Raw genomic sequence first — 13,238 nt, 5'->3', positions numbered from 1 at the left:
GGCCATGACCCCTTCCCACCCTTCCGCCCCGCACGGGTTCCGCCGCTGGCGGCGGACACGCCCCTTCTGGGGCGGCGTGCTCGCCGTCCTCGGCGGCGTCGAGCTGGTCGCGATCCCGCTGGCCCCGATGCCGCTCGTCGTCCACCAGGGCCTGGCCGGCGTGGCGAGCTGGCTCATCGGCGCGCTGCTCGTCACCGCGGGCGCGCTGATGTGGCTCCAGCCCGCCCAGCGCAGCTTCTACGGCATCTTCGCGGTGCTGCTGTCGCTGGCGTCGTTCCTCACGTCCAACTTCGGCGGGTTCCTCGTCGGGATGCTGCTCGGCCTGCTCGGCGGCGCGCTGGGCTTCGCCTGGTCGCCCGCCCAGGACGGGCCCCGGCCGGACGCGGCGCCTCAGGACGGCCGTCACGGCGCGCACGCGGCGCCGCGCGGCGGGCGGCTGACGGCCCTGGCGATCCCGGCCGTCCTGGGGATCCACCTGTTCGCGCCGTCGCCGTCCTCGTCCTCGTCGCCGTCCTCCGCCGGGACGCCCTCCCCCTCGGCGACGCCGTCCGCGAGCCAGGCCCCGTCCGCGCAGCCGAGCACCAGCGCGCCCCCAACGCCCACGCCGACGCCCACCGCGACGCCCGGCCCGGCGAAGGACGCGGGGGCCGGGCCGCGCGTCTACTCCGACGCCGGGACGCTGCGCGCCGACTCGCTGACGATGTCGGGGCTCCGCTACGACGGCGTCGCGTCCCTGCCCTCGGCGGGCGGGACGGTGAAGGCGCTGAAGTTCAGCATGTCCAAGGCCGTCCTGAAGAACGTGGACCAGACGGCCGCGCACGGCGGCGCCACCGCGCGGACCCGGACCGGCGGCCTCACCCTGACCGGCGACGTCGTCATGTACACGACGAAGATGTCGGCCAAGCTGCTGGGCATCCCGGTGGCCTTCACCCCGGCGGCGCCGCCGCCGCTCACGCCGCCCTACATGGTGATGACGGACGTGGTCTCCGAGCAGCCCTCCGTCACCGCCGGCGGGGCGCAGATCAGCGGCCTCGCCGCCGGCTGACCGGGCGCGTCGCCCAGCGCGGCGGCGCCCAGCTTGCCGCGCAGGATGAACGCGCCCAGCAGCACCGCCGCCACGACGAGGACGACCGCGACCGTGACGACCACCACCGTCCTGCGGCGCTCCCCGCGTCCGGGCCCGTCCTGGGCGGGCGGCGGCGGAGGCTGCTGCCAGTTCGTGTACTGCTGCGGCTGCTCCCACGGCGGAGGCGTCTGCGGCGGAAGGCTCGGATGCGGCTGCCGCACGGACGGGTGCTGCACCCCCGGATGCTGCACGGAGGGTTGCTGCACGGAGGGTTGCTGCACGGAGGGTTGCTGGACGGCCGGGTGCTGCACGGAGGGTTGCCGCACCGACGGGTGCTGGGACAGGGGCGGCGGCGCCCACTCCGTCTCCAGCGGTTTCCGCGGCTCCGGATCCGGACGGGGAGGGGACGGCGGCGGGCGGTGCGCGGCGCCGCGGTCCTGGAACCGGCCCGGGTCGCGGCGGGTCACCGGATCGGCCTCACCGCGGTCGCCGGGCTCGCGGCGGGTCACCGGGTCGAGGCGGGCGCCCTCCCCCACGTCGCGGCGCGTGACCGGATCGAGGTCCTCGGGGTCGAGGACGGTCTCCGAGGCGCCCTCGGACCGCCCGGCGGGCAGGTAGCGGGCGGACGGCTCGTCCGTCACCGTCTCGTTCGGCGGCGGCGGGGACGGCGCCCCCGGCGGGGCCGGCTGCGGCAGGGCCGCGACCCGGGTGAGCAGCGGCAGCGCCTGCGCCGCCGTCATCCGGCCGAACGGCTCGCGCGCCAGCAGCCCCTCCAGCACCCGGCCGAGCGGCCCCGCGTTCCGCGCGGGCGGCACGGGCTCGGTCAGCGCGGCCTGCAGCGACGACATCGCGTCGGACCGCTCGTAGGGGGAGCGCCCCTCCACGGCCGCGTACAGCGTCGCGCCGAGCGCCCACAGGTCCGAGGCCGGGACCGCGCGCTCGCCCTGGACCCGCTCCGGCGCGATGTAGGCGGGCGACCCCATGACCAGCCCCGTCTGGGTGAGCGTCGAGTCGCCCTCCATCTGCGCGATGCCGAAGTCGGTGAGCACGACCCGCCCCGCGTCGGTGACGAGCACGTTGCTCGGCTTGACGTCGCGGTGCAGGATGCCCTTCTGGTGGGCGTGCTGGAGCGCGCCGAGCATCTGCAGCCCGATGTCGGCGACCCGGCGGTGCTCCATCGTGCCGCGTTCGAGGATGTCCTGCAGCGACGGGGCGAGGACCAGCTCCATCACGATCCAGGGCCGGTCCGACTCCTCGACGACGTCGTGGACGGTCACCACCCCGGAGTGGTTCAGCCGCGCCGACGCGCGGGCCTCGCGAAACGTGCGCTCGTAGAGGACCGCGCGCTCGGACTCGCTCAGCCCCGGCGGGAGCACGACCTCCTTCACCGCGACCTCGCGGTCCAGCATGGTGTCGAAGGCGCGCCACACGGTGCCCATGCCGCCGCGGCCGACCACCGAATCGAGCCGGTAGCGGTTACCGAGCAGACGTGCCTGTGCCATCTCTAGAAGGTCCCCCCACTGGTCATCCCACCCCGGAGGGCTGGAACGTGTCGAGCACATTGTTCACGAGTGCCTCGTTCTCGTTCCACTGGGAGGTGGGTACCGCCACCACCACGGCGAAGGGCCGGCCGTTCACCATGGCGCCGCGGTCCTTCGCGCGCGTGCCGCCCGAGCGGGACCAGGTGAACTCGATGTCGGCCGCCGGACGCCCGGCGACGGTCGTGCGGGTGATCTCTCCGATCCGCTGGAAGCCCTGGAGTTTGCCGTCGGCGAGCGCCTCCCGCTCCCAGGTGACCCAGTGCTCGTAGGGATCGCCGGACCACACCGTCCGGTCGACCTGAACATAGGCGCTGGACGCGGGGTCGGTCCAGACGACGCTGTTGCCCTGCACCGAGCGCCGCCACCCGCGCGGCACCGCGATCGTGTAGCCGGGCCCGCTCGCGGGGACGAGCCCGCTCGGGATCTGCGGCTCGCTCGAACTCTGCTTGGGCGCGGGGTCGTCCGAGCGCGTCGTCGGCTCCGCCTGCGTGGCCGGGGTGGTCTGCGCCGTCTGCCCGCCGGCCCGCGGCGACCGCGTGGTCCCCGGACCGCCGGAAGAGGAGCCCTCCGGCCAGAGGGCGAACCCGGCGATCGCCAGGACCGCCGCCGCCACGACGACGCCGGCCAGAACCGGCACGATCGGCGACTTCTTCCGCGCCGGCGTGGCGGAGGTGTGCCCCTGCGCCCACTGCGTGCCCGTTCCGGGCGGGTAGAGGTCCGCCGGGTCGGGCGGGACGGGCACCGGCATGGACGCCTGCGTGACCGGCTGAGCCGGCGCGGACGACGACCCGGACGGGAGCGTCGCGGTCCAGGTGCCGCCGGCGGCCGCCGCCGCCTCGTTCGCGGCGATCTGCGCGGCGGCCGCGTCCGCGGCGTGCCCGGAGGCGACCGCCCTCAGCGCCTCCTCGGCCCGGTCCCCGGTCATCCGCCGCACCGGGTCGCGGTCCAGCAGCCCGGTGAGGACGGGCGCCAGCGGCCCCGCGTTCTTCGGCGGCGGGACGTCCTGCGTCATCACGGCGGCGAGGACCGCCATCGCGTCGCTGCGGTGGTGCGGCGCCTTGCCCTCCGTCGCCGCGTACAGGGTGGCGCCGAGCGCCCACAGGTCGGACGCGGGGATCGCCGGGTCCCCGTTCACCCGCTCCGGGGACATGTAGGCCGGCGACCCCATGATCAGCCCGGTGCCGGTGAGGGTGGCGTCGCCCGCCACCTGCGCGATGCCGAAGTCGGTCAGCACCGCCCGGTCGTCGCCGGTGACCAGCACGTTCGCCGGCTTGACGTCGCGGTGCAGCACGCCGATCGCGTGCGCCGCCCGCAGCGCGCCCGCGATCTGCGCGCCGATGGACGCGACCCGTCCGGGCGGGAGCGGGCCGTCCTCGTCCACAACCTCCTGGAGAGAGCGGGCCCGCACCAGCTCCATGACGATCCACGGCCGGCCGTCCTCGTCCACGACGTCGTGTACGGTCACGACGCCCGGATGGTTCAGCCGGGCCGAGGCGCGGGCCTCGCGCAGCGTCCGGCGGTGCCGGTTCTCGCGCTCCTCGTCGCCCAGGCCCGCGGGCAGCACGACCTCCTTGACCGCGACCTCGCGGTCGAGGGTCTCGTCGGTGGCGCGCCACACGGTGCCCATGCCGCCGCGTCCGACGACCGATTCGAGCCGGTACCGACCGGCCAGCAGCCGCCCGTCCATCAGGCGTCCGCGGGCTTGAAGAACCGGTAGACCGGCTGGAGTTCGGAGTACACCTCGTCCCAGTCGCCGGCAGGGGCACGCAGCAGGATCGCGTAGCCGTGCCCCTTCGTCACGAACCCGCGGTTGAGGATGTGCACCCGGCCTCCGTCGCCGTCGTAGGTGAACTCCCAGTCCGCCGACTTGTCGCCGTTCCCGGTGTCGGGCACCGGGGGGTGGTCCCCGGTCGCCGCGATCCTGAGCTTGCTGTAGCCGGGCCAGCCTGAGCCGCCCCGCTCCTGGCGCCGCCAGTCGTCGATCGCGCTCGGGCCGGGGTCATCGGTCTGGTCGATCTGGATGTAGGTCTTGCGGCCCGGCGCGTAGAAGAAGTCGCCGCCGTTCTTGCGCTCGGGCCCCTTCCACTCCCGCGGGACGGGAACCGAGTAGCCGCTGCGGTCCTTGTGCGTCCTGAACCCGGCGGGGAGGGCCGGGCTCGGGTTCTCGGACCTGACCGGGGAGGACGAGGACGCCTTCCCCGTGGCCGCCGGGGACGAGGCGCTCTTCCTCTCCCCCTTCTTCTCGTCGCCGCCGCTGCTGGCCAGCGCGATCCCCGCGACGACCAGGATGACGAGCAGCACCACCCCCGCGATGATCAGCACGTTGCGGTTGGACGCCAGCGCGGGGCGCCCGGTGGCGGGGTGGTGGGTCGTCGGCGGGAAGTGGGTGTCCGGCCCGGGCTCGGGCCCCGCGCTCGGACCCGTGACCCGCCCGGCGGGCTGGGTGCGGGGGCCCGGCCGCCACGAGCGGACCCGGTCGGGGTCGGGCGCGGTCTCGGCGGGGTCGGCGGACGCGGGCGCGCCCGGCGCCCCCATCGGGAGGTCGAAGCTGGTGAGCTGGTCGGGGCGGGCGCCGGCGTCCGCCGGGCGGGGCGCCTCGTCCGGGGCCTCCGGCATGGTCGTCTGCGTGCCCGGCGACTCCTCGACCGGGTACTCGACGGCCATCGTCCGCTGGGTGTCGACGGTCTCCTGCCGGACGATCTCGTCCAGCATCCGGCCGGCCTCGATCGCGTCCATCCGCTGGTCGGGGTTCTTGCGCAGCAGCCCCTCGATGACCGGGACGAGCCGGCCGCCCTTCTCCGGCGGGTCGGGCTCGTCGGAGATCACCGCGACCAGCGCGGCCATCGGCTCGGGGCGCTCGAACGGCGACTTGCCGTGCAGCATCGCGTACAGGGTGACGCCCAGCGACCACAGGTCGGAGGCCGGGCCGGCGACGCGGCCGCGGGCCCGCTCCGGCGCGATGTAGGCGGGCGAGCCCATGACGAGCCCGGTCTGGGTGAGGGTGGCGTCGCCCGAGGCGGTCGCGATGCCGAAGTCGGTGAGCACGGCCCGCTCGCCCATCCGCCCGGTGCCGGTGATCAGCACGTTGCTCGGCTTGACGTCGCGGTGCAGCACCCCGGCCTCGTGCGCGGCGTGCAGCGCGGCGAGCATCTGCCGGGCGATCTCCGCGGCGCGGCGGGGCTCCATCGGACCGTCCGCCTTGATCACCTGGTCCAGGGAGCGCGCCCTGATCAGCTCCATGATGATCCAGGGGCGGTCGTCCTCCTCGACGACGTCGTAGACGGCGACGACGCCGGGGTGGCTCAGCCGGGCCGCGGTACGGGCCTCACGGAACGTGCGCTTGTGGTGCACGACGCGTTCCTCATCGGTGAGACCATGCGGGAGGATGACCTCCTTCACCGCAACGTCACGACCGAGGACCTCATCGTGCGCCTGCCAGACCGTCCCCATGCCGCCTCGGCCGACCTGGGTCACCAGGCGGTAGCGGCGAGCGAGCAACCGCTCGCCGGTGGGTTCATTTGGCATATCCGCGACCATATCGACTTTTGCTGACAACCTTGGACTGAGAGTGCAAGCCACATCCCCCTACCCGTACGACGCCCGAGATCACCACGCGGTTCGCCGCCGGACGGGCACACGGGGGAGAAGGCGTGATCGACGTGCGACCCGGTAGAAAGGGGACCATGACCGAGCAGGGCCAGCAGCGCGGCCTGCGGGGCGAGTGGGGGCGGCTGATCCAGGCCGCGCCCACGATCTTCTTCTGGTACACCCGACTCTCCGGGATCCTGTCGCTGCTCGCATGGGTCTCCTATGGTCTCATCCTTGAGATAGCCGATATCTGGGCGTTGCGATGGATCGGTTATCTGGGCTGGTTCCCGAGCGTCCCGATCGGCCTGCTGTGGATCCTGCTGTCGATGGGCGTGCGGCGGCGCAAGAAGGCCGCGTGGCGGATCCTCGTCCTGATCTTCTGCCTCCCCACCGCCCTCGGCGTCACCGCCGTCCTGACGACGCTGTTCAACCCGGACAAGTCCACGCCCGTCGGCCTGATCGTCACCGCCGCCGTGTACCTGGCGGTGCTCGGCCTGCTGATCTCCGCGCGCGGCCAGTTCACCACCCTGCCGGACCGGGCCAACCGGCGGCTGGCCACCCTCGTCTTCACCAGCCTCCTCATCGTGACCTGCGGGATCGGCACGTTCCTGGTCACCGTGACCGACCGCAACCCCCGCGGCGACTTCTGGACGCACCCGCTCTACGCGATCTCCCAGACCGTCCTCGGGCCGCGCGTCACCGGCAAGCCGATCGACGTGTCCGTGCCCTTCTGGGTGGACGTGATCCTGTGGGTGCTCGGCACCGGGCTGATGATCGCCACGTTCTGGGCGCTGTTCCGGCCGGGGCGGCGCGACCCCGTCCTCAGCCCTCCGGAGGAGCTGGCGGCGCGCGCTCTGCTCGCCGAGTACGGCGACCAGGACTCCCTCGGCTACTTCGCGCTGCGCCGCGACAAGGACGTCATCGTCGCGCCGAACGGCAAGGCGGCCATCGCCTACCGGGTGGAGGGTTCGGTCTCCCTGGCCAGCGGCGACCCGCTCGGCGACCCCGAGTCGTGGGACCAGGCGATCGAGGCGTGGCTCGGCGAGTGCCGCGCGCACGCCTGGATCCCCGGCGCGGTCAGCGTCGGCGAGCGCGCCGCCCGCATCTACAAGCGGCACGGCTTCGACGCGCTGGAGCTCGGCGACGAGGCCGTCGTCGACCTCACCGACTTCAACCTGGACGGGCGGGAGATGCGGCAGGTCCGCCAGGCCGTCCGGCGCGTCGAGCGGGCCGGGTACACCGTGCGGATCCGCCGCCACTCGCAGATCCCCGGCTGGGAGATGGCCAAGCTCATCCGCAGCGCCGACGCCTGGCGCGGCGAGGAGACCGAGCGCGGCTTCTCCATGGCGCTCGGCCGGCTCGGCGACCCCACCGACGGGCGCTGCGTCATGGTCGAGGCGTTCGACGCGCACGGCGAGCTGCGCGGCCTGCTCAGCTTCGTCCCCTGGGGGCGGGCCGGGCTGTCGCTGGACCTGATGCGCCGCGACCGGCTCGCCGAGAACGGCCTCAACGAGTACATGGTCGCCAAGCTCGCCGAGAAGGCCGCCGCGGTCGGCGCGCAGCAGCTGTCGCTGAACTTCGCGATGCTGCGCTCGGCGTTCGAGCGCGGCTCCCAGATCGGCGCCGGCCCCGTCGCCCGGCTCTACTACCGGTTCCTGTCGTTCGCGTCGAAGTTCTGGCAGCTGGAGTCGCTGTACCTCTCGAACGCCAAGTACATGCCCGAATGGCGTCCCCGCTTCATCTGCTACGAGCACGGGCGGCACCTCGTCCGGCTGGGCCTCGCCTACGCCCGCGCCGAGGGGTTCCTGCCGAGCCTGAACCGCCCCAAGCTGGACCGGGCCGCCGCGATGGTCCCGTCCGACGAGCTCGTCGACAAGATCAGGGAGATCGAGGAGGCCGCGGAGGCGGCCCGCGCCCCGCAGCGCCGGCTGTCGGAGCAGGAGCGGGTCCGGCACGCCAAGCTCGACCAGATCCGCGCCGCCGGGATGGAGCCCTACGCGCTCGGCTGCGAGCGCACCGACGTCGCCGCCGGCATCCGCGAGCGGCACGGCGGCCTCGCCCCCGACGCCCGCACCGGCGACGTCGTCGCGATCGCGGGGCGCGTCGTCCTCGCCCGCGAGCACGGCCGGCTGATCTTCGTGACGCTGCGGGACGAGACCGGCGACCTCCAGGTCATGCTGACCTCCGACGCGCTCGGCGAGGACTCGCTGCGCCGCTGGAAGTCGCTCATCGACCTCGGCGACCAGGTCGGGGTGCGGGGCGAGGTCGTCACGTCCCGGCGCGGGGAGCTCTCGGTCCTCGCGTCCTCGTGGACGCTCGCCGCCAAGTGCCTGCGCCCGCTGCCGAACAAGAGCACCGGGCTGTCGGACCCGGAGGCCCGCGTCCGGCAGCGGTACGTCGACTTCATCGTCAACGACGAGTCCCGCCGGATGCTGCGGATGCGCGGCGACGCCGTGGCCGCCGTCCGGGACGGCCTGCGCGCCCGCGGCTACCTGGAGGTCGAGACGCCGATGCTCCAGCCGGTGCACGGCGGCGCCACCGCCCGCCCGTTCACCACCCGCATCAACGCCTACAACATGCAGCTCTACCTGCGGATCGCGCCGGAGCTGTACCTCAAGCGGCTCCTCGTCGGCGGCGCCGGCCGCGTCTTCGAGCTGAACCGCAGCTTCCGCAACGAGGGCGTCTCGCAGCGGCACAACCCCGAGTTCACGATGCTGGAGGCCTACGAGCCCTACGGCGACTACGACACGATGGCCGAGCTCACCCGCTCCCTCGTCGTGGACGCGGCCCGCGCCGCCCTCGGCACCACGGTCGTCGTCCGGGACGGCGCCGAGTACGACCTCGCCGAGCCCTGGGAGGAGATCACCGTCTACGGGTCGGTGTCCAAGGCGCTCGGCGAGGAGATCACCCCCGGCACCTCGCAGGAACGGGTCCACGCGTTCGCCGAGCGCGCGGGGCTGAACGCCGACCCGCAGTGGGGGCAGGGCAAGGTCGTCCAGGAGCTGTTCGAGGCGCTCGTCGAGGAGAGGCTGTCGGCGCCGACGTTCGTCCGCGACTACCCGGCCGAGACGTCCCCGCTGACCCGCCCCCACCGCGACGACCCGCGCCTGGCCGAGAAGTGGGACCTCATCATCTTCGGCCTCGAACTCGGCACCGCCTACTCCGAGCTGATCGACCCGATCCTCCAGCGGCAGCGGCTGACCGAGCAGTCGCTCCAGGCCGCCGGAGGCGACCCGGAGGCCATGGAGCTCGACGAGGACTTCCTGCGCGCCCTGGAGTACGCGATGCCGCCCGCCGGGGGCATGGGCATGGGCATCGACCGGCTGCTGATCACGCTGACGGGCCGCAGCATCCGCGAGACGATCCCGTTCCCGCTGGTGCGCCCCGGCTCCTAGAGGCTCCGCGGGACGGGACGGAACCCCTGCCCCGCGAGCCACGCCCGCGCCGCTCCCCGCCGGGCGTCCTCCCCCTCGGGCAGGACGCCCGGCGACACCGGCAGCCCGTCGGCCTCGCCGGCCGGGAGCACGTCCCCCCGCTCGGGGTCGAGCACCTGGAACCCGTCCTGCATCGCCGCGGCCACCGCCCCCAGGTCGACGGGGAGCGGCGCCAGCCCGGTCGGCGCCCGCACCCCGAGCGCGGCGGCGAGCTCGTCCGCCAGCTCGACGTCCCCCGGCAGGCCGCGCTCCTCCAGCGCGTCGAGGCAGGCAAGGGCGAGGGACCGCTCGTCACGCCCCTGCGCCAGGGCCGCGACGAGCACGTCCCCGGCGTACTGGAGCACGGAGACCAGCGGACGCCCCCGGAGCAGCCCGGCGTCGCCGACCCCCCGGTGCGCCGCGGCCCGCAACCGCGCCAGCGCCTCCTCGCCCCATCCCGTCACGCACACATTTGTACAGACATCCTCTGACACACGCTCCGTTTACTGGGCGCGCTTGTCCTCCACGTGGACGACCGTGAGTTCCAGCCCGTCCTGACCGCGCTTGGTGCGGCCGAGAAGGCCCACGGTCAGATCGGCGGGGTCGTCCCCGACCTCTTCGGGTGCGACATAGGTGAGGATGTCGTTGTGGTGGCCGTACACGGCCCAGCCGGGCGCCTGGTCGAGATCGATCGTCCCGAAGTCCCCGGCCGGGGTGCCGCCGTGGACGGGTCCGTACTCGCGCAGCAGCTCCACCGCCTGCGCGCTCAGGTCGTCTTCGGGCTCCATCAGGATGACGCACGTGCCGTTCTCGAACAGCACCCACGACTTTCCGTCGCCCTGAATGACGTCCCGCCAGACCTGGACCAGTTCCTCGGTGATCATGAGCGCGATTGTGCCGGTCCTTCCCGACATTCGCACTCCGATTACGGGACCTCCTCCCACTTCCTGCCACTCTGGTCCCCCGGCGTCGGAGAGGGAACGATGACGAGACCGCAGATCGTGGCAGTGGTGGTGGGGGTCGTCTGCGCTGTCGTCGGTTGTGCGGGGGTCCTGACGGCGGACGCCGGGCTGCGGCGGCACAGCGTGGTGGTGGACGGCGTGCCGGTCGAGATCGTGCGGGGCGCCGGAGCGTCCGGGCGGGCGCCGGGGGTCGTGGTGGCGCACGGGCTCGGGGCCGGCGGGCGGTTGATGCGCGGGTTCGCCGACACTCTGGCCCGGCGTGGGTACGCCGTGGCGCTGGTCGATCTCGCGGGGCACGGAGGCAGCACGCGGCGGCTGCCCGGCAACGGGGACGGGCCCGCCGCCGACGCGCGGCTCGACCGCGATCTGGACGCCGCCGTCCGGCGCCTGCGGGCCACGCCGCGGGTGGACGGCGGGCGCATCGGGCTCGTCGGGCACTCGCTGGGGGCCGCCGCGGTCATCCGGTACGGCGCGGCGCATCCGTCGATCGGGGCGACGGTCGCGATCTCGCAGGGCGCCATGGCGGTGCCGGCGTCCGCCCGGAACGTGCTGCTGATGGCCGGGGGCCTGGAGTTCCCCGCGTATCGGGACGGCGCCGTCCAGGCGCTGCACGACGCCTACCCGGACGGACGGCCCGGGGCGACGTACGGCGACGCGCAGAAGGGGACGGCGCGGCGGGCCGTCATCGTGGGGGGTGTCGAGCACGTCGGCGTGCTGTTCAGCCCGCGCACCCATCGCGAGACCGGCGCCTGGCTCGACGCGGCGTTCGGACGTCACTCGGCTCCGGTTCCGGGCGTGCGCGCCGTCCAGCGGGCGGGCTCGGCGCTGCTGCTGCACCTGGCGGCCGTGCTGACCTTCGGGGCGATCGCCACGGCGCTGCTCGGACGCCCCTCGGAGCGGCGGGAGGCGCGCCGCCCCCTCTCGGTGAGGTTCACGCTGGTGGCGGCGGTGTTCGCCGTCGGCGTGGCGGTGCCCGCGATGGGGGTCTTCCGGTTGCCGCTCGCGGTGGCGGGTCCGCTCGCCGGGTTCTTCGGCATCGCCGGCGTGGCGGCGCTCGTCTGCACGAGGGACGCCGGCTTCCTCGGGGGGCGGCCCACCGCGCGGACGGTGGCGGCGGCCGCCGTCCTCGTCGTCCTGACCGTGGTGTCGTTCGCCGTCCCGGCCCAGTCGGGGTGGGCGCACGCGGTGCCGGTGGGCCCCCGGGGGTGGGCGCTCGTCCCGATCGCCCTGGGCGCCGCTCTGTACTGCCTGGGGGTCGAGGCGCTCTGCGCCGGCCATGGGCGGCCGACCGCGATCGGCCTGCACGCCTGGACGGCGACGGCCGCGCTGGCGGCCCTCCTCGCGGCCGCCCTCGTCGGGGCCGTCTCGCCGTTCGTGCTGCTGGTGTCGCCGCTGATCGCCGGTCTGCTGGCCTGGCAGGGCGTCCAGGCGGCCGCGCTGCGCTCGACCGGCGCCCCGGCATGGGTGACCGCGCTGGTCGGCGGGGTGCTGCTGGCCTGGCCGCTCGCGGTCACCATGCCGATCACCTGACGTCCGGCGCGCTCACCGCGTGATGCGCAGGACGTGGTCGGCTTCGGCGGCGGCGAACTCCAGGAGGCGGGCGGCCTCCTTCCGGACCGCCTCCTCGTCGGGGAGCGGCGCGAACGGTTCCACGGTCAGCTCGGCACGGCCCGCCTTCCGGTCGTGCCTGAGCGTCCAGATGCCGTGGACCCGTCCGTCGACGAGAAGGGCCGGCTTGGTGAGGGACCCCACGCACACCGCCTTGCGGTGCTCGTCCGTCATCAGGCGGCTCCGGTCGGCGTAGGCGAGGATCAGGTTGTCGAAGGCCGGGAGGAAGCGGACGGGCGCCGGGGCGTCGGCGTCCGGAGGCGCCAGATCGGGAAGGTCGAAGAGCTCCGTGCCGTCCTCGTCCCGGTAGGTCCGGAGCGAGGGGCGGAGCTCCTCGAAGGCGGCGTCCATGCGGCGCATTCCGGACCACGTCTGGAAGTCCTTGACGGAGGCCGGGCCGAACGCGGCCAGGTAGCGGCGGATCAGCCGGTCCGGCGACGCCTGGGCGAGCGGGCGGCCGATCCACTCCTCCGCCAGGGCGAACGGCGTCGCGCCGCCGGTGTTCCACGTCCCGCTGGGCGGCGGGTGGACGACGGAGACCAGCGCCTGGACCGACCAGCCGAGCGCCTGCGGGTCGCGGTCGGGCCAGCGCTCGGCGAGGGCGCGGGCGAGCTGCGGGCGGGTGAGGACCCGTCCCGCCAGGAGCCTGCGCGCCTCGGCGGCGAGCCCGTCCAGGTCCCAGCCCCGGCCGGCGCCGCCGAAGGCCGCCTGGCGGCCGCGCAGGAGGCTCTCCTGGACGAGGGGGCGCATCCACAGGAAGTCGGCGGCGGACGCCATGTGCTGCGTCCCGCGCAGGATCGAGCTGCGCACGGCGGACCGGTCGTAGAGCAGGCCGGTGAGGTCGTCGCGGCGGAAGCCCTCCAGCCGCGTCCAGAGCCCGATGTACGGCATGTTCGTCTCCTGCGCCTGGAGGGCGACGAGCCGTTCGACCGCTTCCAGGACGGGCATGCCCGAGCGCTCCAGGAGCAGCTGCCGTTCCAGCGCGGCGCGGTTCAGCGTCCGGCGATCGAGTGTCCGCGTCATACCGCCAGATTAGCAGAACGGAATACTCTATTCCAGT

The 13,238-nt window shown here is 74.3% G+C and carries 9 protein-coding genes; 3 read left to right on the top strand and 6 right to left on the bottom strand.

Annotation, left to right across the window (positions count from 1 at the left end; genetic code table 11):
- Positions 1-4 precede the first annotated feature (4 nt).
- A complete protein-coding gene (locus ACQEU6_RS36135) occupies positions 5-1,045 on the top strand; it encodes a DUF6114 domain-containing protein (protein WP_499338052.1) in 1,041 nt (346 codons plus the stop codon).
- Here ACQEU6_RS36135 and ACQEU6_RS36130 read toward each other — a convergent pair.
- Genes ACQEU6_RS36130 through ACQEU6_RS36120 form a run of 3 tightly spaced genes read right to left on the bottom strand, consistent with a single transcriptional unit; the run spans position 961 to position 6,132 of the window.
- Positions 961-2,568 (bottom strand): serine/threonine-protein kinase, encoded by a 1,608-nt coding sequence (locus ACQEU6_RS36130; RefSeq protein WP_499338050.1) that lies wholly within the window; start codon positions 2,566-2,568, stop codon positions 961-963. The genes ACQEU6_RS36135 and ACQEU6_RS36130 overlap by 85 nt on opposite strands.
- 22 nt (positions 2,569-2,590) lie before the next feature.
- Entirely contained in the window at positions 2,591-4,294 is a 1,704-nt protein-coding gene (locus ACQEU6_RS36125) for a protein kinase domain-containing protein (RefSeq protein WP_499338047.1), read from the bottom strand.
- Complete coding sequence (locus tag ACQEU6_RS36120) at positions 4,294-6,132, bottom strand: serine/threonine-protein kinase (RefSeq protein ID WP_499338045.1); 1,839 nt, start codon at positions 6,130-6,132, stop codon at positions 4,294-4,296. Before ACQEU6_RS36120 ends, ACQEU6_RS36125 begins: the two co-directional genes overlap by 1 nt.
- Before the next feature lie 158 nt (positions 6,133-6,290).
- On the opposite strand from ACQEU6_RS36120, the gene lysX reads away from it, so the two are divergent.
- On the top strand, positions 6,291-9,590 hold the full coding sequence (gene lysX / locus ACQEU6_RS36115) for a bifunctional lysylphosphatidylglycerol synthetase/lysine--tRNA ligase LysX (protein ID WP_499338043.1): 3,300 nt from the start codon (positions 6,291-6,293) through the stop codon (positions 9,588-9,590).
- On the opposite strand, the gene ACQEU6_RS36110 is transcribed toward lysX, so the two are convergent.
- Positions 9,587-10,072, bottom strand: coding sequence for a hypothetical protein (locus ACQEU6_RS36110; protein WP_499338041.1), 486 nt, complete (start codon positions 10,070-10,072; stop codon positions 9,587-9,589). The genes lysX and ACQEU6_RS36110 overlap by 4 nt on opposite strands.
- Before the next feature lie 39 nt (positions 10,073-10,111).
- A complete protein-coding gene (locus ACQEU6_RS36105) occupies positions 10,112-10,492 on the bottom strand; it encodes a hypothetical protein (RefSeq protein ID WP_499338040.1) in 381 nt (126 codons plus the stop codon).
- Positions 10,493-10,591: 99 nt separating this feature from the next.
- On the opposite strand from ACQEU6_RS36105, the gene ACQEU6_RS36100 reads away from it, so the two are divergent.
- A complete protein-coding gene (locus ACQEU6_RS36100) occupies positions 10,592-12,100 on the top strand; it encodes an alpha/beta hydrolase (RefSeq protein WP_499338038.1) in 1,509 nt (502 codons plus the stop codon).
- A gap of 12 nt (positions 12,101-12,112) precedes the next feature.
- Here the strand turns inward: ACQEU6_RS36100 and ACQEU6_RS36095 are convergent, their stop codons facing one another.
- Positions 12,113-13,201, bottom strand: coding sequence for a winged helix DNA-binding domain-containing protein (locus ACQEU6_RS36095; RefSeq protein ID WP_499338036.1), 1,089 nt, complete (start codon positions 13,199-13,201; stop codon positions 12,113-12,115).
- Between the last annotated feature and the right edge of the window lie 37 nt (positions 13,202-13,238).

It is taken from the genome of Spirillospora sp. CA-108201 (genome assembly GCF_050936235.1).
GTDB lineage: Bacteria > Actinomycetota > Actinomycetes > Streptosporangiales > Streptosporangiaceae > Spirillospora.
This window is presented reverse-complemented; position numbering and strand designations above follow the sequence as displayed.